22 protein-coding genes and 1 pseudogene are annotated in these 19,040 nt (G+C 69.5%); 15 read left to right on the forward strand and 8 right to left on the reverse strand.

Going from position 1 to position 19,040, the window contains the following annotated elements:
• Positions 1-38: 38 nt before the first annotated feature.
• A complete protein-coding gene (locus ABZX85_RS27680; protein ID WP_355873913.1) occupies positions 39-512 on the reverse strand; it encodes a hypothetical protein in 474 nt (157 codons plus the stop codon).
• 329 nt (positions 513-841) lie between these two features.
• On the opposite strand from ABZX85_RS27680, the pseudogene ABZX85_RS27685 reads away from it, so the two are divergent.
• Positions 842-1,635 (forward strand): annotated as a pseudogene (locus ABZX85_RS27685) (IS5 family transposase).
• Here ABZX85_RS27685 and ABZX85_RS27690 read toward each other — a convergent pair.
• From ABZX85_RS27690 to ABZX85_RS27700, 3 genes are all read right to left on the reverse strand, one after another.
• On the reverse strand, positions 1,553-2,119 hold the full coding sequence (locus ABZX85_RS27690) for a hypothetical protein (protein ID WP_355873916.1): 567 nt from the start codon (positions 2,117-2,119) through the stop codon (positions 1,553-1,555). The pseudogene ABZX85_RS27685 and the gene ABZX85_RS27690 overlap by 83 nt on opposite strands.
• A gap of 444 nt (positions 2,120-2,563) precedes the next feature.
• Complete coding sequence (locus tag ABZX85_RS27695) at positions 2,564-2,779, reverse strand: DUF397 domain-containing protein (protein WP_355873918.1); 216 nt, start codon at positions 2,777-2,779, stop codon at positions 2,564-2,566.
• Complete coding sequence (locus tag ABZX85_RS27700) at positions 2,776-3,642, reverse strand: helix-turn-helix transcriptional regulator (RefSeq protein ID WP_355873921.1); 867 nt, start codon at positions 3,640-3,642, stop codon at positions 2,776-2,778. The genes ABZX85_RS27695 and ABZX85_RS27700 overlap by 4 nt, the downstream gene beginning before the upstream one ends.
• Before the next feature lie 586 nt (positions 3,643-4,228).
• Between ABZX85_RS27700 and ABZX85_RS27705 the strand changes: the two genes are divergently transcribed.
• From ABZX85_RS27705 to ABZX85_RS27760, 12 genes are all read left to right on the forward strand, one after another.
• Positions 4,229-4,537: a hypothetical protein gene (locus tag ABZX85_RS27705; RefSeq protein WP_355873924.1), complete on the forward strand. Its 309-nt coding sequence runs from the start codon at positions 4,229-4,231 to the stop codon at positions 4,535-4,537.
• Between the two features lie 185 nt (positions 4,538-4,722).
• Positions 4,723-4,986 carry an ATP-binding protein gene (locus ABZX85_RS27710; protein ID WP_355873927.1) on the forward strand — a complete coding sequence of 88 codons (264 nt, stop codon included), beginning with the start codon at positions 4,723-4,725 and terminating at the stop codon, positions 4,984-4,986.
• Positions 4,987-5,219: 233 nt separating this feature from the next.
• Positions 5,220-5,894, forward strand: a complete 675-nt coding sequence (locus ABZX85_RS27715; RefSeq protein WP_355873930.1) for a helix-turn-helix domain-containing protein — start codon at positions 5,220-5,222, stop codon at positions 5,892-5,894.
• Positions 5,891-6,568 carry a hypothetical protein gene (locus tag ABZX85_RS27720; RefSeq protein ID WP_355873933.1) on the forward strand — a complete coding sequence of 226 codons (678 nt, stop codon included), beginning with the start codon at positions 5,891-5,893 and terminating at the stop codon, positions 6,566-6,568. The genes ABZX85_RS27715 and ABZX85_RS27720 overlap by 4 nt, the downstream gene beginning before the upstream one ends.
• 21 nt (positions 6,569-6,589) lie before the next feature.
• Positions 6,590-6,793, forward strand: a complete 204-nt coding sequence (locus tag ABZX85_RS27725; RefSeq protein WP_355873935.1) for a hypothetical protein — start codon at positions 6,590-6,592, stop codon at positions 6,791-6,793.
• Positions 6,793-7,134: a hypothetical protein gene (locus ABZX85_RS27730; RefSeq protein ID WP_355873938.1), complete on the forward strand. Its 342-nt coding sequence runs from the start codon at positions 6,793-6,795 to the stop codon at positions 7,132-7,134. Before ABZX85_RS27725 ends, ABZX85_RS27730 begins: the two co-directional genes overlap by 1 nt.
• A gap of 121 nt (positions 7,135-7,255) precedes the next feature.
• The gene (locus ABZX85_RS27735; protein WP_355873940.1) at positions 7,256-8,176 is read left to right on the forward strand and encodes a TauD/TfdA family dioxygenase; all 921 of its coding nucleotides are present in this window, start codon (positions 7,256-7,258) and stop codon (positions 8,174-8,176) included.
• Positions 8,177-8,478: 302 nt separating this feature from the next.
• Positions 8,479-9,171, forward strand: a complete 693-nt coding sequence (locus tag ABZX85_RS27740) for a nucleoside monophosphate kinase (RefSeq protein ID WP_355873943.1) — start codon at positions 8,479-8,481, stop codon at positions 9,169-9,171.
• A 1-nt stretch (position 9,172) separates the two neighbouring features.
• Entirely contained in the window at positions 9,173-10,312 is a 1,140-nt protein-coding gene (locus ABZX85_RS27745; RefSeq protein WP_355873946.1) for a radical SAM protein, read from the forward strand.
• A gap of 71 nt (positions 10,313-10,383) precedes the next feature.
• On the forward strand, positions 10,384-10,821 hold the full coding sequence (locus ABZX85_RS27750; RefSeq protein WP_355873949.1) for an NUDIX domain-containing protein: 438 nt from the start codon (positions 10,384-10,386) through the stop codon (positions 10,819-10,821).
• Positions 10,818-11,714, forward strand: coding sequence for a PfkB family carbohydrate kinase (locus ABZX85_RS27755; RefSeq protein ID WP_355873952.1), 897 nt, complete (start codon positions 10,818-10,820; stop codon positions 11,712-11,714). The genes ABZX85_RS27750 and ABZX85_RS27755 overlap by 4 nt, the downstream gene beginning before the upstream one ends.
• On the forward strand, positions 11,711-12,358 hold the full coding sequence (locus tag ABZX85_RS27760; protein ID WP_355873955.1) for a hypothetical protein: 648 nt from the start codon (positions 11,711-11,713) through the stop codon (positions 12,356-12,358). The genes ABZX85_RS27755 and ABZX85_RS27760 overlap by 4 nt, the downstream gene beginning before the upstream one ends.
• 1,408 nt (positions 12,359-13,766) lie before the next feature.
• On the opposite strand, the gene ABZX85_RS27765 is transcribed toward ABZX85_RS27760, so the two are convergent.
• Positions 13,767-14,402, reverse strand: a complete 636-nt coding sequence (locus ABZX85_RS27765; RefSeq protein ID WP_355873957.1) for a response regulator transcription factor — start codon at positions 14,400-14,402, stop codon at positions 13,767-13,769.
• Positions 14,402-15,604 (reverse strand): sensor histidine kinase, encoded by a 1,203-nt coding sequence (locus tag ABZX85_RS27770; RefSeq protein ID WP_355873960.1) that lies wholly within the window; start codon positions 15,602-15,604, stop codon positions 14,402-14,404. Before ABZX85_RS27770 ends, ABZX85_RS27765 begins: the two co-directional genes overlap by 1 nt.
• A 185-nt stretch (positions 15,605-15,789) precedes the next feature.
• On the opposite strand from ABZX85_RS27770, the gene ABZX85_RS27775 reads away from it, so the two are divergent.
• Positions 15,790-15,993, forward strand: coding sequence for a hypothetical protein (locus ABZX85_RS27775; protein ID WP_355873962.1), 204 nt, complete (start codon positions 15,790-15,792; stop codon positions 15,991-15,993).
• Positions 15,994-16,002: 9 nt separating this feature from the next.
• Positions 16,003-17,637 carry a molybdopterin-dependent oxidoreductase gene (locus ABZX85_RS27780; RefSeq protein WP_355873964.1) on the forward strand — a complete coding sequence of 545 codons (1,635 nt, stop codon included), beginning with the start codon at positions 16,003-16,005 and terminating at the stop codon, positions 17,635-17,637.
• 15 nt (positions 17,638-17,652) lie between these two features.
• On the opposite strand, the gene ABZX85_RS27785 is transcribed toward ABZX85_RS27780, so the two are convergent.
• Positions 17,653-18,267, reverse strand: a complete 615-nt coding sequence (locus tag ABZX85_RS27785; protein ID WP_355873966.1) for a 4'-phosphopantetheinyl transferase superfamily protein — start codon at positions 18,265-18,267, stop codon at positions 17,653-17,655.
• 211 nt (positions 18,268-18,478) lie between these two features.
• On the reverse strand, positions 18,479-18,838 hold the full coding sequence (locus ABZX85_RS27790) for a helix-turn-helix transcriptional regulator (protein WP_355873969.1): 360 nt from the start codon (positions 18,836-18,838) through the stop codon (positions 18,479-18,481).
• Positions 18,839-19,040 lie beyond the last annotated feature (202 nt).

The following is a 19,040-nucleotide window of genomic DNA, read 5'->3' on the forward strand; positions in this document are numbered from 1 at the left end:
AGATTTCCCAGCAGTGTGCTCTCCAGTGCCTTTTCTTCTCATGAGTTCTGCCGTGAGCGACTTGCACCATAGTGGATGTCCTCGTGGCAGACGCGGCAGACGACCAGGGTCTTGCGACGGCGCGCGGCCATCATCTGGGCCCAGGCGGGCTTGGCGGCCCGCCCCCGGACGTTCAGGTCTTTGAGGTGCCGGATGTGGTGCACTTCGACGCCGTCATGGGACCCGCACATCTCGCAGGTGTCGGCGAGCAGGCGCTTGACCACTTCGTTGCGCGCGCTGTTCCACACCTGCGTTGGGTGATCGTCGAGGCTGTCGATCCTGATCTTGCGCTTCAGCGAGACTCCGCCCCACTGCGCCACCAACGGCTTTCGTTCTTCCCCGCGTTCGACGGTGAACTGGAGTCCCCGGCGGGGACCCTGGTCGGTCTTCAGCACGGTCCTGTAGCGCCGGTAGATCCTGGAGACACGAACGCGGTACTTCCGCGCGAGCGTCTTGGCCAGGGAGCGCTGCATCACGTACTTCAGCCGCCCTCAGTGCGTTGTGGCAAACCGGATCTCGTTCGAGGTGTGTGGCGCGGGTGATTGTTCGGACAGAGGTGCCGGTGGGGTCGCGGGCATGAAGAAACGGGCCTCCCGGTAGTGATGTGGTTGTTGAAGCCCGTCACGGTCAAGGAGACCCGTTGTCCGGACAGTTGACCATTTCCGCTGCGCCCGCGTCCATCACGGCCACTCCGGAGTGTGACTGCTACGTGCACAGGTTCGGTTCGATCGCCCTGGGGCGGCGGGTGCGGTGCTATCCGAGTGACATGACGAACGCGGAGTGGGCCGAGGTCCGCTCCGCGATGCCGGTACCTGCCTGGCTGCTCAAACGAGGTGGGCGCCCCGAGGCGCACTGCCACCGAGAGATGCTCGACGCTGTGCGCTACCTCGTCGACAACGGCGTGAAGTGGATGGCCGTCCCGGTCGACTTCCCGTACTGGCGGGCGGTCTACGACTTCTTCCGCCGCTGGCGGACTTACGACTACGTGCGGGAACTCTACGAGCGCCTGCGCCGGACGGCGAGAGAGCGCGCGGGCCGCAATGCCGAGCCCAGCGCCGGGATCATCGACAGCCAGTCGATGGACGCCTCCGAGACCGTCGGCGAGGACAGCCGCGGATACGACGGCGGTAAATCACGCGACGGGCGCAAGCGCCACGTCCTGACCGACACCGAGGGCTGCTCCTGGAGGTCACCGTGACCACAGCGGACGTCCACGACTCCAGGGCCGCTCCCGCGCTGCTGGAGGCGTTCATGGACCAGCCGGGCCGGCTGCTGAAACTGGTGTGGGTCGACAGCGCCTACCAGGGTCCCGCGCTGGCGAAGGCATTCGCCCGCCACGGAGTCCGGGTCGAGGTCGTGCGCCGCCCCGACGGACGGCGCGGATTCGTCGTACTCGCCCGCAGGTGGGCAGTGGAGCGAACGCTGAGCTGGCTCTCCCGCTCACGCCGCCTCAACCGCGACCACGAACGACGGCCCGACCACCACCAGCAGATGGTGTGGTGGGCCGCCACGATCAGGCTGTCGCGCCGGATGGCCGGAGACACTGCACGATGGCCGGAGAAGCGCCCCGGCCGACTGCTTCAAACGCCGGTATGAACCGTCCGTCTTTCGCCCGCACCAGCCAGCCCCGCTTCTCGAGCACGTAGGCACGGTGACGGATCTTCTCCACCTCGTTCTTGATCTCCGCCTTCCGGCCCACCGCCCGCGTCAACTCCACCCCGTTCACCGGCCCCGACACAGCCACCACCGCGGCGAACACCTCCCGATACAGGCCGCTGAGCACCTCCTCACCCATGCCCGACCGCCACACCGGCGGCTGCCCACCACGGCCCGCGCCCAAGCCACCCGCTCCCACAGCGGCAGCCGCATCACCACCGGACGGCACGGAATCCGGCGTATTCACGGTGCTCTCCTCGGCCAGCACCGACACGAGCTCCTCACGCCCCACCCGGGCCCGCTCAACTCGCTCCCGCGCGGCATCCACCTCCGCCTGAGCCTGCTCCAGGACCTCCGTCCAGGACTCCAGCTCCTGCCTCGCCCGCGCCTCACGCCGTTCCATCAACCCCAGCACCGACGGCATCGCAGCCTCCTCGATCAACAACAAGCCGCCCGCTGTCTGCCCCTACCCCTCCGTGACCATGCCCCGCACACGAAGAAGCCCCTGCTCATCGAACAGGGACTCCCTTTGCCACAACGCACTCAGGTCCTCGGAGTCAGGGATGGTGACACCCGCATACGCAGTCGCGGTCAGACCGGTGATCTGGACAGGTCGGCCCCGTCCATTACTGCGACAGGAGGACTTCCTTCAAATGGCGCCGTAGGGAGCGGTCGCGACCGGTCCCGGTCGCGCGTGATCCACTGGGCGGGGTGTCCATGTCCCCGCCGGGCGTCTCAGGTATGGGAGAACGGGAAGATCGTCGTGGTTCCGATGGAGCTGAAGCGGACTTTGGGTGGAGTTGTTGTCCCCGTCGGCGGCGGTCCCCTCCTCGAAGGGAGGGGACCATCGCTTTACAGCCTGGCCGTATCAGGCGGAAAGGCCCTGGACGAACGCTTCGAAGGCCCTGTCGTTCACCAGGATCGAGGGTCCGTCCAGGATCTTCGAGTCGCGCATGCCGACGTTGCCGGACAGATCGGCGATTTCGACGCAGTTGCCGCCACCCTGATCCGAGTACGTCGACCTGAGCCAAGTTCCCTGAGGTGCCACGGTCGTGGAGCGGAGGGTCTTGCCGGTGTGTGTCATTTCCACAGTTCCTCTTCGAGGGCCTTGAGAATGCGCGGTGTCTCGGACGGTCCGGGAGCCGCTTTGACCATGGCATCGAACTGCCTGGCGAACTGCCCGACGTCGTCCGGCTTCGACCACATCGTGGTGGACCGGTAGCCGTCGGACTGGACCACGTTGGGCAGCCCGACGAACTCCAGAACCGTGAAGTTGAAGCCGGCGCGGTAGGTGGGCAGGGCTGCGGGGATGATCTGGACATCCACGGTGTCCAGACGGCTGAGGCGGATGATCTCCGCGTACTGCTCACGCATCACTTCGGGTGATCCGACGCAGGTACGCAGTACGGCCTCCAACAGGATGATGTGTACCTCCCGGCCGTTGACCAGAAGAGCTTTGCGCTCGGCTCGGGCCTGGAGGCTCCGTTCGACGGTCTGAGTCGTCCGTTCTTCCACGATCTTGGCGGAGCCCATCAGGGCAGTGGCGTACGCCTTGGTCTGGAGGAGGCCGTGTACGACGTTGTTCTCGAAACCTCTGATGCGTACGGAGTCTCGCTCCAGGGCGAGGTATCGCAGCAGGCCGGAGGGGAGGAACGGGCGGTAGGACGTGATCGGCTCGGTCTTCAGCGAGTCGAGATGGATGCGTTTGAGATCATCCTGGTCGTCCACGTCGAAGACGCCGTACTCGTGGAGGAGGTTCTCCAGGTCACCCAGCTTGGGGATCGGGATCTCCCCGGCCTCGATCCGACTGAGTCGTGGGCGGGAGAAACCCATCCTGGTCGAGACCGCCTCGGCGGTCCACCTCCCTCCGTCCTCCCCAGCTACCTCCGCTTGGGACTTGAGGTTTTCGCGCAGCGCGCGCAGTTCCATTCCGAGCATGACGCGCATGAAGGTCGGACCTCGTCGTGCGGCCACTCGCCTCAGCCTTCCTCTCGTTGTGCCGTCCGTCAGACACGTTCGTCAGCCTGGCGGCAGCGAGTCGCTGTCCGGCAACCGAGGGCGTCAGCCTCGCAACTCATGCTCCGAGGCTGAAGTTTGGCATGCCCTGTCAGGCATGTAACACCGTCTGTCGGTTCTCGGGCAATTGCCAGTTTCTGTGCTTCTGCTGTTCCACTTGAAGGTTAATCCGGAGGTGCCTCAAGCTGATTGTGCGCGACGCGATCGAGGTTCAACCTCCCCGACCCGTAGCGGACTTGAGGGAATCGGCCGGCGCTCGGCGGCCGTACCTGGGAGCGCGCTCCGGAACCGTGAGCGGCGCAATCCCGCCCCAGCGCTTATCCCTGACAGCCCAGGAGCCACCGCCATGCGAGTCAGAACGATCCTTCGGAACAGCCTCTGGGCAGGGCGGGAGCGAGTCCGCAGCGGGATCTCTGCGCCGGGCCTGGTCCGTGGTGGACCCGATCCACAGACAGAAGAGGACCTGGCCGACGAGTGGCTCTGGGAACACCGTCGGGTGCCGCAGGTGTGTCTGTACATGGTGGCCGAGGACTGGCGGGACCCGGAGTGGTCGCTGGAGGCGATGCGTCGCTTCGTGGAGAGGCACAAGTGGAAGGCCGGGCGGGTCTTCATGGACGACTTCTTGTGGAGCACGTGCACGGCGAGGCCGGGGTGGGGGCTGGTGCGGATGGAGATCGGGTCGGGCTTGGCCGACGGGGTCGTGGTGCTGACGAAGCACGTGGTGAGCCGGAATGCGGGAGAGTACGCGGAGCAGTTGGCCTGGTTGCGCGGGCGTTCCGCGTTCATCGCGGTGATGCAGCCGGGCGCCTGGGGAGAGTGGTCATGATGGCTGCGCCGGTCGGTGTTCTCGTCGGAGTCCGCGATGACCTGACAGTGCGGCTTCGACGCGATCCCCGGACGGCCGGTGCGCCGTTGCCGGACCACGAGGCTCGGTGGGTGGGCAATCTTCGGCGGACCTGCGTCGGCAAACTCCGGCGTGCCGTTCTGCCGGACCTTGTCGATCCTGCCGGGTTGGTGATCACCGAGCTGGTGACGAACGGCCTGGTGCACGGCACTGGCGAGGAACTCGTCGTCCGGTTCCTTCTCACCCGCCGTCGGCTGCTGATCGAGGTGAGTGACGGTTCGCCCGGCCGGGCGGAGGTCAGGGCGGCAGGGTCGGGGGACGAGAGCGGGCGGGGGATGCTGCTGGTCGATGCGCTCACGGATGGGTGGGGCACGAGCGCGGACGGTACGACGACGTGGTGCAGCTTCACGCTCCCCAGAGGCCGGCCGTGACGGATCTCCTGATCGCTTCTGGGCCTGAGGCGAGGTTCCGTGGGGACTCCGGGTCGCTGTTCCGGGACGGGAGGCAGTGTCCGCTCCGCCGCTTCATCGGCGGCGAGTTGAGCCACGCGGTCCCTGCGCGGATGTGCCGCGCCGTCCGCCGGATCACTCTTCCTGCCCTCATGATCTTCCGCTCGCCGGGGTCCTCCCGGGTGCCGGTTTTCCTGAATCGACGACTGAAACGAATGGCTGACGTGACGGATCTGAAGCGGTTGCGTCCGCGTATCCATCTCTCCGACGAGGAGAGAAGGGCGTGGGGGCTGGAGTTGAAGGACAAGTACGAGGGCGGTACGACCTCGATTCGTAAGTTGGCGCGGGAGTACGGGCGTTCGTACGGGTCCGTTCATCATGCGCTGTCGAAAGCAGGGGCGCAGTTCGCTCCGCAGGGGTCTCGCGCCGCAGTGGGGCTCAGCGGCAGGGAGGCGCGGGTGCTGAGGCTTCTCGCCGACGGAGGGACGCCGAAGTCGATCGCGGTCTCCCTAGGCACCAGGGTGGACGTGGTGCACGGCTGTCTGTGGCGGGTCCGGTGCAAGGCCGGTGCGAGCGGTAGGAGCGATGCGCATCCGGCCGTCGTGGAGGCCGCGTACGACACGGGTCTCCTGGAGAAGCCGGTTCTTCTTCCGAGCCGGATCGACGTCACGGAGCGGCAGCGGGAGTTGATCGGTCTGCTGGCACGGGGGCTGTCGGTCGACCGGATCGCGGCCACGCTCGGGTGCCGGCCGAGTACGGCGCTCGCCGAACTGGAGAAATTGGAAAGGGCGTTGGGGGCGATGTCGCCCGCGCATGTGATCACGCGGGCGAGGCAGCACGGTCTGCCGACGTCCTCCGAAGGTCGTACCGAGCGGGGGGAGGGTCGGTGAACGTCCCCGTGCTCACCTCGTCGGAGCGCCGGGCGCTGGAGTTGGCTGCGGAGGGACTGAAATGCCGGGACATCGCGGCCCGGCTGGTCCGGGAGAAACTGCCGGTTCCCCGTAGCGGTCTGGGCGTTCTGTGGTCCGGGGCGGGGGACGAACTCGGCGCTTCGAGTGAGCGAGTGAAGGGGCGGCAGCCGGAGCTGGTGTACCTCGCGCACACCAACGGCTGCCTCGATACCCCCGAACCCGACGACCCCGGCTGGCTGCCCGCCGATCTCCTCGCCATGCTGCGGGCGCTGGCAGACGGACAGACGCTCAAGGAACACGCCGCGGAACTGGGAGTTTCGCTGCCTCAGGTCGAGTATCTGGTCCGGCACGCCCGGCGCAGGCTCGGGGACGTGTCGCTGGCGGGCCTGGTCCACCGGGCGCTGCCACTCCTACTCCCCGGTGAGGGGGCAGCGGCAGAGCGTCCGCCGGTCGGGGAGACACCGGTGGCGGAGAGCCTCCAGGCCGAACTCCCGGGCGATCTGGCTGCGGTGGGGGCGAGCCGGGATTGGGTACGCGGTGTGTGTTCCTCGCTGGGCTGGAGCGGTTCCGACCTGCGGGCGGGGGAGGTGGCCGTGCATCTGGCCTCCAACGCCGTCCGTCACGGCCTGCCCGGCACGGTTCCCCCGCAGTGACACCTCCTGCTGCGGGCGGCGGTGACCGAGACCGGGGAACTCGTCCTCGACGTCACCGACCACAACCCAGCCTTCCCCGGCTTCGACCAGAAGAACAGGGCCGGTCGCGGCCGGGGGATGCGCCGGCTCGCCCGGCTCGACGCACGCCTGACCTGGTTCCCGCGCACGGACGGGACCGGCAAGACCGTCCGTGCGGTCCTGCCTCGTGGTGAGGAGGGCGGGTGATGAGTGAGCGGAGGCAGTGGCGCAGCCTGGGACTCGTGCTCGGCGGGTTCACCGTGCAGCCGGTCACGGAACCGGCCGAACTGTCGTCGCCGGAGGCGGAGTCCAGTGTCACGGAGGCCGCGGAGGCTGTCGCCGAGATGCGGGACGCGGGCTATGAGCCGCGGACGTCGTACGAAGGCCCTACGTATCCGTGGCCGAGCGAGTGCCTGACCTGCGGGGCACTGCGGCGTCCGTCGTTGCGGTCCGTACGACGTGGTGCGCGCTGCCGGCACCGAGGCCGCCGTACGGACGTCGGCGCCAGGGCTTCCCCTCAGTCACCGACTCCCGCGCCCGACCTGTGACGGACCTGCGCGCGGGAGACGGCTCCCACGTCTCGGCGCTCTCCGGGCGAGCGGCTCCACCCGCTCGCCCGAAGCATCCCGCGCCGGGACCCCTGTCCACTCCGCAACCACGAAGAGACTGGTGACCACCAGTATGACCAGCGTTCCCCCGGCCTTCCGGGTCCCCCTTCCCGATCCTGTCGTCGAGCTCCTCGGCAAACACATCGTCGAACTCCCCGACCCCGAACTGGACTTGTTCGACGGACACGTGCGTGCGGAGGTCGCCGACCGCTACCGCGCCGTGCTCACCGGCACACCCGATGCGTGGGCGGTGGTGCGGCACCTGCGCGACCTGGTGGACGACGACCAGGGTGAGGGGTTCGCCGTCCTCACCGCCGTCCCGCTCCTCGACCACTACGGATTCGACGACGGCCTCAAGGCGATGACGGTCGTCCTGTCCTGGCTGGCCACCCCTTTGAAGGCGGACGACGGTGTGTCCCTGTGGAAGCCGCTGAGCGTAGGGCCGGAGCAGGTGACCGGTGCGAGGCCGTTGCACGTCGACATGATCCACACGACTCGGCCGCCGGACTACACCGCGTTCCTGTGCACGCGGCCGGACCCGCGAGGCGGGGGACTGAGCCTTGTCTCCCCGGTCCGCAGGGCCGTCTTCCGCCTCAGCGACGACGAACGCCGCCTCCTCACCGATCACGTCTACGGTCTCCGCGATGCGGGCGCCATGACCGGAGTCGGCCCTGTTCTCGACGCGTTCCCCGTCCTCGACGACAGCCTTCCGCCGACCGACGGCTTCGTCCGGTTCGACCCGCAGATGCTGAAGGACGCGGACAGGGGGGACCCGCACACCAGCGCCGCCCGCGCCCTGGAACGCGAACTCATCGCCGCGCAACGGCGGTTCCGTCTCGGCCTCGGGGACCTCCTCGTCACCAACCAGCACCTGTGTGCTCACGGTCACGGAGCACTCGGCGGCTTCCAGAGCGACATCCCAGAGGACCAGCGGCGGCGCATGCGGCAGATACACCTCCGCACCCACGAACCCGCTTCCTGAACCACAAGAGCCCCCGGCGTGAACTGGCCGCTCTTCCACGCCGGGACTCCACGGCCGTCCGGTGACCGAACGCCGCCTCGGGCTGCGGTCGCGGACAGCCGTGGAAGAAGGGGTGTGGCACTCACCCGTTTCCCCTCCACCGGCGGGCGGGTGCCACACCCCGCACGAACCCCGGTGCGCGCGGACGCCTTTCTCGGCTCCCTCACGAGAGAACCCGCCGCACCGGGGCCGGGTCCCTGCCGTCGTCCCTTGAACTACGACGGCATACCTCCCCCAACCCTCTTACCCGGAAGGCGAGTTCGGTGGACGTCGTGACCCTCCTGGGTCCTCCCGGCAGCGGGAAGAGCACCCTGGCCGAAGTCCTGCTCGCGCGGTACAGCGGCGTACGGGTCTTCCGGCTGCGGGAGTTCACCCACGAGCAGGCCGCAACGGATCGAGTGGTGGCGCGGGCGCTCACCGTCGGCCGGGACCCTTTGGGGTGGTTGCCCGACGCGGTGGCCGTCCTGCTCGTCAAGCGCGCGCTGGAGCGGTATGCGGCCGACGGCGGTGTGCTGTTGCTGGAGGGCTACCCCGGCACCCCCGCCCAATCCCGAGCCTTCGCCGAGGAGTTCACCGGCAGAGACTGCGGAGGCGGAGCGATAGAGCTGGCGGCGTCCGACACGGTGTTGCGGGAGCGCGTCGGACGGCGGCTGATGTGCCCGGTGTGCGATCCGCGACGCCGGCGTCCGGCCGAGCGCCACGCCGACCGTCCCACCGGCTGTCGTTCGTGCGGGACGACGTTGGAGCGGCGGGCCGACGACGCTCCCGAGAGATTCCCCCGCCGTCTGGCCCGCTACCGGCACCTCGCCCCGCCGACCTGTGCCGCGCTCCGAGCCGGCGGACTTCCCTGGCACACCGTCGACGCCGACAGAGACCAGCCCTTCGTCGAAGCCGCGGCACTCGACGTGTTCCGTTCCTTGATTCCTGCCCAACCTCGAACGAAAGGACAGGTCTGAGATGACCGTTTCCTTACCGACGCCGTCCGCCGGTCCACCGCCGGACGCCTACGGACACGCACGGATGCCGGCTCCGGCCTCCGGCACGGCACCGCAGAAGATCGACCGCGTTGAGTACGGCCGGTTCCGCAACGTGTACCTCTACATCACCGAAGCGTGCCAACTGCGCTGCTCCGGCTGCTACATGGGGGAGCGGCTGGAACGGGCACTGAAGATGCCCTTCGAGGAGATCGAGGCGACGCTCACCCGGTGGCGGCAGATGGGCGGCTCGAAGCTGACCGTCCTGGGCGGCGAACCGACGCTGCACCCCCGCTACGAGGACACCGTCCACCTCGCCAACACCCTCGGCTACGAACACGTCATCACCACCAGCAACGGCCTGGCCCCGGCGCTGCGCAAGTTCCGGCGCCTGGAACCCGACGACTTCGCCTACGTCCAGATCAGTGTGGACGGCGGCAGCGCCGCGACCCACGACGCCGTGCGCGGCGAGGGCCGCTTCGAGGAGACGCTCCTGACGGTGAAGGAACTGTGCGAGCGGGGATTCGACACCCGCATCATCTGCACGGTCAGCCGCCGCAACGAACACGACTGCCTCAGACTCCTCGACCTCGCCGACGAACTCGGCGTCAACCTCGTCAAGTACCACGTCATGTCCGTGATCGGACGCGGTCACGGCAGTCCTGAGGACGGCATGGAACCCCAGCAGTGGCTGGAGTTCACGGACCGCCTCCACACGGCGGCCCAGGGATACACGGCGCGGGTCTGGTACCAGCCGACCTTCGCCCGCCGCTCGGAGATGCCCCGCTTCGAGGCGGAGGGCTACCGCGGCTGCATCGGCCGCACCCTGGACCGCATCTCGATCTTCCCCGACGGCCGGGCCTACGTGTGCTCCTTCCTCTTCGACACCGACCTGCATTTCGCGCAGATGCGCGAGGGTCGCATCGAACTCAACAAGGGGCCCAACGAGTTCGACCTGTTCACCGGCGCCCTCACCACGCCCGGCTGCGGGGGCTGCAAGGCCCCGGGCTCATGCATGGGCGGCTGCCCCGCCGAAGAGATCGTCGACGGCCGCTCCTCGTGCGCCACCTACCCCGACATCGTCCCGGTGTGCCGCCTGTGGAAGTCCGTCCCCGCCAACTGACCCGCCGTGTCCCGGTGTCGCCCGGCGTCGTTGCCGGGACGGCACCACCCTCACCTGTGAAGGAGACCATCGTGTCCACCGACCGCTTCAAGACCTGCGTCGACCTGCACCTCGTCCTGCGCGACGAAAACGGCCGCGTCCTGCTGGGCGAGCGCAGGAACACCGGCTACATGGACGGCGCCTTCCACTTCGTCGCCGGCCACCTGGAGGACGGCGAGTCCGCCCGCACGGGCGTGATCCGCGAGGCCCTGGAGGAGGCCGGCATCGTGCCCGAGGACCCGGCGCTCGTCCACGTCATGCACCACTACACCGACAGCGGACGCATCGCCCTCTTCTACGAGGCCACCCGCTGGACCGGCACGATCGCCAACCGCGAGGAGAACAAGTGCGCCGGGTGGCAGTGGTTCACCCCCGACGCCCTGCCCGAAATGATCCCCTACGCCGCCGATGCCCTGGACCACATCGGCAAGGGCGTACTCGAATCCGAGCGGGGCTGGACCGGGAGGTGAGCACACCGCGACCGCGGTGGGACCTGGCGTGCTTCAGCTACCTCGCGCACGCCCAGGTCCTCCACGTCACCCGCTACCCGGACGCCGACCAGGGAACCGAAGTGGGATGGACGTTTCCCTCCCTCGCCGGGGACGGCCCCCTCGTCGCAAGGGCATGCGCCCAACGCGGCCTGCACACCGTCCTGGTCGCCAACCAGACCGGCCAGGACCTCACCGGCCAGCAGATCCGCCAGACCCTTGAGACGGCCGGCGTGCACCACCGGCCCGGACCCGGCCCGGCACCCGACCACACCCCGCACCTGACAGTGGTCACCGACGACGCCGGCACCCGGACCTGGTTCGCGGACCTCACCGACGCCCACACCAGCCTCCACCTGGCCGACACCACCCCCCTCTCGACGGCACGGCTCGCCTACATCGACGGCTACACGGTCATCGCGGACGCCGCCGCGAACGCACTGCGCGCCACCACCGCAGGGGGAACACCGGTCCTGCTCAACCTCGGCGGCGACCCCCTCCACCCCCGACTCCGCGCCGCCGCCGGGCACGCCCACCTGTACGCCGTACAGACCAGCCTGCCCGAACCCCGCTCGCACGAAGCCGAACACCTCGCCCGCACCCTCATGGCCGAACTCCGGCCGTACGGCGCAGTAGTCACCCTCGGTGCGCTCGGCGCCTACGCGCTCACCCGCACCAGTTGGCACCGCGTCACCGCCGCCAAGACCGACGTGACACACACCCACGGCGCCGGCGCCGCGTTCTCCGCCGCACTGGCCGCAGCCCACCTCGACGGCCACGACCTCCCCGCCGCACTCCACCATGCCTGCGCGGCGGGCACGGCCCACTGCACCACCGTCCCCGACCTCACCGTCCCGGGAAGGACCACTTCATGATCGGCCGGCTCACCGAACCCCTCCACGACCTCGACTGGAACGACACCCACACCGTCCACACCACGACCGGCAAGATCCTCACCGGTCTCGCCACCGACCGGGACCTCCTGCACACCCTCGTCCAGCGGATACCGCAGGACGAACACCTCAGCCGCCTCAGCGAGCACTACGACATCCTCGACAAACTCGTCCTCCACGACGACCCGGCCGGATGGCGCCTGCGCCTGCACATCTTCCTGCCCGGCTACTACGACCGCCCCCACAACCACCGCTGGACCTACTCCTCCCAGATCCTGCGCGGGAGCTACGCCCACACCCTTCACGGCCTCGACGACATCCTCGACGAAGGCATGGACCTCGCCTCCCTCCAGCCGTACATGGTTCGCACCGAGAAACCGGGCGACTCCTACACCCTGCACCACCGCATGATCCACGCGGCCGTCGCCGAACCCCACACCGTCACCCTCATCATCCGCGGCCCCGCCCTCAAGGACCGCTTCCTCGTCAGCGACCGCGACATCGGACGCTCCTGGTGGCAGTACGGCGCGGCAGGCGAGACACCGGAAGAATCCGACAGCAAGCGGATGAGTGTGGACCGCATGAACCACGTCATCGACAACCTTGCTGAATGGAATCTCGCCTGACGAAACCGGCAGAGGGCCGCACTTCTACCTGATGGGGACGGCCCTCTGCGGGTGATGTGGATGGTTGACCAATGAAGTAGCTGTCCGGTTCTTGTGAGGTTGGCAGGAACGGTCAGTTTGAGGATTCTCCCTCCCGTAGCTTGCGGATACGGCTGAGAAATTCCTGATGGATCTCAGATCAGAGCACCAGTGAGGTCGCGGAGGCAAGCAGTTCAACGGGGCTGACCATCGAGGCCCGCTGGCCACCGCGCTGCGAAAGCATGGCTGGGCCGATCACAGATGGCCCAGCGGTCGACCGGCGGCACGGTGGTCGTCAACGCGGAGTCCGGCGCAACTGCGACATCAACGAGGGCGATCCTTTGAGGAGAAGGTGTTCCGGGACGCCCTCCACCGGCTCATGGGCTGGGTTCACCGGACACTGCCCGATCCCAGCCTGATCGCCAACTCAACCGGCGGTGAGTGCGAGAGAATCCTGTAGCAGGCGAAGGCGGCTTCGCGAATGCAGCTCCCTCCGTAATTCAGGGGTTTCTCGGGTTCTGATCCGGGTGCCTATCTCGTTCCCTGTCTGGCTTCCGATCTCACTTCTCGCTAGAGAGGAAGGTGCTGGGTCAGCTTTGTCGCAGGTCATCGCGTCTTGTTCCCTACCTGTGTTGCACGCAACTGAGTACCAGTAGGTGTGTATGTAGATGTCTAGGGGGCGGCGGCGCTTTTGTGCTGAGGTCGCGACGTCATTCTGACGCGTTTTGTCTCACTGTTCATTGGTCAAATATTTTGAGCGTGGCGTATCACTCCGGCGCATAACGGTGCCCAGGGCTACCTCTTTGGCCAGGAGGGAGAGGACGTCCCCTACCAGGACCGGGCGGCGACGAGGAACGCCAAGGAACGACAATTGTGCCCGGACCATGGGTGAGAGCTGTTTGCTCAAGCAGCGGCCACTGAAGAAGAAGGTCAGGTCTGAGCCAGCGGCCGTACGAGGGAAGCTGAGCCGCGCTTTAGTAGTGATCTAGGTCTTCTCCAGGTGTAGATGGCATGCGCGTGCCAGTTCGGGGAGAGCGAGAGTAGACCCGCACCCCGCACCAGGACTCGGCGGACTCCCGGACCGCTTTGTCGGCCGTCGGCTACGACGCACCGCACGACGTCCAGACCGTGGCCGGGGCCGGACACGGGTCGGCTCACCGACTCGCTCCCGAACCAACCCGTCCGCACAGTCCGTGTCAGGACTGCGTCACCGCCCCTCGCGTCGCCCGACCGACTCCCGCGCCCGCTCGGACGAGATCTCGGAAAGGCCGGTCGAGTCCGTCGAGGACACCGGTCCGACTCCCGCTCGGACACCCGGGACCGAGCACTACGGTCCAATGCCTCGACAGGCGGGTGCGTTTACCGTTGCCGGATCGGCGCGACTCGCGCCTCACCCCCGAGGCGAATCCAGAATTCCCCGGGACAGTGCGACGGTGACGGCCGCGGTGCGGTCGTTGACGTTGAGTTTGGCGAAGGTGCGGAGGAGGTGGGTTTTGACTGTCGCCTCGCCGATGTACAGCTCGCGGCCGATCTCGCCGTTGGACAGCCCGCGTGCGACGAGGCCGAGGACCTGGACCTCGCGTGGGGTGAGCTGTTCCTCGGTGGGTGCTCGCATGCGTGTGACCAGGCGGGCGGCGACCGGCGGTGCGAGGACTGTCTCGCCGCGGGCCGCCGCGCGGATCGCGTCGGTGAGGGTGCCGATGGGGGTGTCCTTGAGGAGGTAGCCGGTGGCGCCGGCCTCGATGGCGGGGAGGATGTCGGCGTCGCCCTCGTATGTGGTCAGGACGAGGACCCGGACGCCGGGGTGCTTCTGCCGGATGTGCGCGGTCGCGGTCGCGCCGTCCGTCCCGGGCATGCGGAGGTCCATCAGGACGACGTCGGGCGCGGTCGTCCCGGTGAGGGCGATCGCCTCGTCGCCGGAGGCGGCCTCACCGACGACGCGCAGATCGTCGTACGCGTCGAGCATCCCGCGCAGGCCGAGGCGGACGACGGGATGGTCGTCGACGATCAGGACGCGGACGGTCATCAGGTCGGCCCCGTCCGCCCGCCGGCCGGCAGGGAGACCCGCACGGTCGTCCCCTCGCCGGGTGCCGACCGGACCGTACAGGTCCCGCCGAGGCCGACGGCGCGGGTGCGGATGCCGAGGAGGCCGTATCCGCCGCGGACGGTGGCGGGGTCGAAACCGCGGCCGTCGTCGGCGACCGCCAGGGCCATGACGCCGTCCGTGTGGCTCAGTTCGATGCGGACCGTCGTCGCGGCGGCGTGCTTGCCCGCGTTGGCCAGCGCCTCCTGTGCGGTGCGCAGCAGGGCGACGTCCGTGCCGGTGGGTGCGGAGGTGCGGTCGCCGACGACGGACACCTCCACGCATGTGCCCGTGTCCCGGGTGTGCCGGGCGGCGAGCCGGTCCAGCGCGTCCGCGAGACCCCGGCCGGTCAGGTCGACCGGGGACAGCGCGGCGATCAGCGAGCGCGCCTCCGCCAGGTTCTCCCGCGCCGTCCGCTCCAGGACGACGAGCCGGTCGTCGGTGGCCTTCGGGTCGCGCAGGACGGTCGTCCGGGCCGCCTGCGCCAGCATCAGGATGCTCGTGAACCCCTGCGCCAGCGTGTCGTGGATCTCGGCAGCGAGCCGCTCCCGCTCGGCGTGGACCCCCGCCTCGTGGCCCGCGCGCTCCAACGCCGCACGGGTCTCCGTCAGTTCCTCGATCAGCGCGGCACGCTTGCGGTTCTGCTCCCGGATGCCCGTCAGGTAGCCGCCCACCAGGATCGTCACCGTCAGCGGCACCAGCACGCTCGCGCCGGTCATCGCCAGCGCGTACCGGTCGACCCCGGACCGCGCGAGCATCGCCCAGGCCAGTTCGCCGTACAGGAGGAACAGCAGCGGCAGCCGAACCCGCCAGCGCGCGACCATCACGAACAGCTGGGGGCAGAGCGCGAACATCAGCGCCCCGGCGATCGGCGCGATGGCCAGCAGCAGCGGGAACGCGACCGCCAGCGCGGCGAAGTACGCCACCCCCCACCGCTCGTCGCCGTCCTCCATCGCCCTCGGCGCGACCAGCGCGTACCAGGCGACGATGACGGCGAGCGTCCCGAGCGCGAGCATCCGCTGCCCGAGCGCCACCTTCACGTCGGCGGCGATCGCGACGGCCACCGGCACGGCGACGACACCGACCAGCACATGCCAGCCGATCCGCTGACGGTTGCCGAGGTCGACCGCGCCGCGCACCGCCACCCCAACCTCCCGACCTCGCGCCTCTCCTCAGTCTACGGAGCCCCACCAGGGGGACGTCCACGCTCCGGTGGAGCCGCCCGTCCACCGATCGGTGGACCCGGGAGTCCGACCGGCAGTGGTTCCGGCCGGACCCACGCCGCGAGACGCTCGGTGCCGAGACCTTCGACCCCAGGAGACGGACACCCATGAAGAAGAGCTGGCTCATCCTCGCCCTCGGCGCACTGCTCATCCTGTTCGGCGTGGTCTGGACGTTGCAGGGGATCGACGTCATGAAGGGTTCCGCGATGAGCGGTACGACGACCTGGGCGGTCCTCGGACCCATCGTCGCGCTCGCGGGAGTGGTCCTGGTGGGCGTGGGCATCGCCCGCCACCGCCGGATCAGCCGCTGAACACCAGACATGGAATCGGACAAGGCCGAGGGGTCGCCTCCGGTACGGCCTCCCAAGCAGTGGTACGGCGAACTCGCCGGCGCCGCGGCCACCGCGCTCGCCCTGGGCACCGGCGAACTGGTCGCCGCCGCGACCGGCGGTCCCTCCTCACCGCTCGTCGCGGTGGGCGGGGTCGCGGTGGACGCGGCACCCACGCCCGTCAAGGAGTTCGCCGTCGCGGTGTTCTACACGTACGACAAGCTGGCGCTCCAGGCGGGGATCGTGCTGGTGCTCGCCGCCTTCGCCGCGGTCATCGGCGTTCTCGCGATGCGGCGGCTGTGGTACGGGCTGGCCGGGGTCGCGCTGTTCGGGGCGGTCGGCGTCGTCGCGTCGCTCACCCGGGCGAGCGCGACGTGGGCCTATCCGCTGCCCTCGGTGGTCGGCGCGCTCGCCGCCGGGGGGCTGCTGGTGGTGTTGCGCCGTACGGTGCCCGGCCGCGCGGCGGTGCGTGAGCGGGTCGGTGACACCGATCCGGACACGGACACGGCCCCGCGAAGGGTTGCCGTCGAAGCCGTACCCGAGGAGGACACGGGAACGCCGGCGGCGGGCAGACGGCGGTTCCTCACGCTCGCGGTCGGCGCGATCGGCGTCGCCGCCGTCGCCGTACCCGGTGGCCGCCGGCTCTGGGCGAGCCGGGTGGCAGCCGCCCGTGACGCGGTCGTCCTGCCGGAGCCGGTCAGTCCCGCGCCGGTCCTGCCCGCCGACGTCTCCGTCCGGGTGCGCGGCGTGCAGCCGTTCGTCACCAGCAACGCGGACTTCTACCGGATCGACACCGCCCTGACGGTGCCGCAGATGGAACCGAAGGACTGGCGGCTGAAGATCCACGGCCGCGTGGCCCGGCCGCTGACCCTCACCTACGACCAGCTCCTCGCGATGCCGATGGTGGAGCGGTACATCACCCTGACCTGCGTCTCCGACGAGGTCGGCGGCGAACTCCTCGGCAACGCGCGGTGGCTCGGGGTACCGGTCAAGCACCTCCTCGACGCGGTCGTCCCCGACGCGGGAGCCGACCAGGTCGTCAGCCGCTCCGTCGACGGGTACACCGCCGGCACCCCGACGGCAGCCCTCCTCGACGGGCGGGACGCGCTCCTCGCGGTCGGCATGAACGGCGAACCGCTGCCCGTCGAGCACGGGTTCCCGGTCCGGATGGTGGTGCCGGGGCTCTTCGGATACGTCTCGGCGACGAAGTGGCTGACCGAGCTGGAGCTGAGCAGCTTCGCCGACTACAGCGCCTACTGGGTGCGCCGGGGGTACGCGGAGCAGGCGCCGGTGAAGACGCAGTCCCGTATCGACACGCCCTCCTCAGGCCGGCGGCTGGAGCGGGGCCGGGTCATGGTCGCGGGGGTTGCGTGGGCCCAGCATCGCGGGGTCGCCGCGGTCGAGGTCCGGGTGGACGACGGCCCCTGGCAGCCGGCCCGGCTCGCGGCGGTGCCGTCCGTCGACACCTGGCGGCAGTGGAGCCTGCCGTGGGACGCGACGCCCGGCCGGCACCGCCTCCAGGTCCGCGCCACCGACCGCACCGGCGAGGTCCAGACGGAGCGGCGTCATGATCCGCTGCCCGACGGGGCCACGGGGTGGCACACGATCAAGGTGACGGTCGGTTGAGGGGGGTGCGCGAGGTCATCCAGACGTCCCTGTCCACGGAGTGATCACGGCCGGAACAGCCAGCGCGGCGGTGCCGTTCCGGCCCGGTGGCCAGGGGAGGTCGTGGACGAGCCACAGGTGCGGGGGCCTTTCCGGGACGGTGATGTGAAGCGGGCCCGGTTCGAGGGGACGTACCGGGAGCGACCTCAGGTCCCAGGCCAGGCCCAGGCCCATCGCTTTGACGACGGCTTCCTTCCTCGTCCAGCACCTGTCGTACAGGGCCAGCCGGTCCGCGATCGAGGCGGTGGCGTGGATCGTCGCCTCCTCCTCGGGGGTGCAGGCCAGTCGGAGGGCCGCCGAGATCCGTTGCCAGCGTGCCGAGTTCGGCTCGGACTCCTGGTCGGCCGGGGTCGGCCGCGCTTCCACGTCGATCCCCAGCCGGGTCTCCCCGGCCAGGGCGAGGGCGGCGAGGCCATGGGTCCGGGACACGCTGATCGGCAGGGCGACGCCGGCTTCCGTCGACCCTGCGAGCGGAGGTCCGTGGGCGGAGATGCGGCAGGCCGGGCAGGGGGCGTTGGTGAACCGCACGGAGGAGGGGGAGACGGACCAGAGGTGGGCGAGGAGGCGTCGTACTCCGGCGCGGGTCGCCACGAAGGCGGGGCGGGCGCGGGGGACGAGGGCGGATGCCCGGGTGCGTTCGGCCGGGTCGAGGAGGTCGAGGTCGGTCTGGTGGAGGCGGCCGTCCAGGGGCCACCACCACGCTTCGGCCGCTCCCGTCGAGTCGGGGAGGGGCCAGGCCGTGAACGGGGGTGGCAGGCGCCCAAGTTGATGAGGTCGGCCCTGCGGCGAGCGCGGCGGTCCCTCAGTGTTCAGCGTCGTCTCCGGCCGGGTGGGGTTCCATCAGCCGGGCCACGGCCTCCGCTCTGCTGGTCGCGCCGAGTTTGTGCAGGACGCGGCGGACATGGCTCTTCACCGTGTGGGGTGACAGGCCGAGCGCCGTGGCGATCTGCTGGTTGGACCAGCCCTTGGCGAGGTACGCGGCGGTCCTGGCCTCCTGCGGGGTGAACATCCCGGGTGGTATCGCGGCGGAGGAGAGCGCCGGGCCGCCGCGCAGCAGACGTTCGCACATCCTCAGGTGCCACAGCGCCTGTGCCAGCGCGTCCGAGGTGACCGGGTCGTCGGCCGGGGGCTGGGGTTCGGCGGTGGCGGGAGCGTCGCGCATCGATCCTCGTCTCGTCTGATCTCGTCTGATCTCGTGCGGAGCGGGCGCGGGTGCCTCGGCCGCTCGCTGGTCCCTTCGGATCGGCTCCGAAGGGTGATTGTCCGGATACGGAAGGCCGTTGCATGCTGAGGTCGCGCCCGGCCTGCGCCGCCGGTCCCGCCCCTACGAGGCTGCCCGCTGACTCGCGGAGCCATTCACCCGA

Source organism: Streptomyces sp. NPDC004539, assembly GCF_040610055.1.
Classification (GTDB): Bacteria; Actinomycetota; Actinomycetes; order Streptomycetales; family Streptomycetaceae; genus Streptomyces.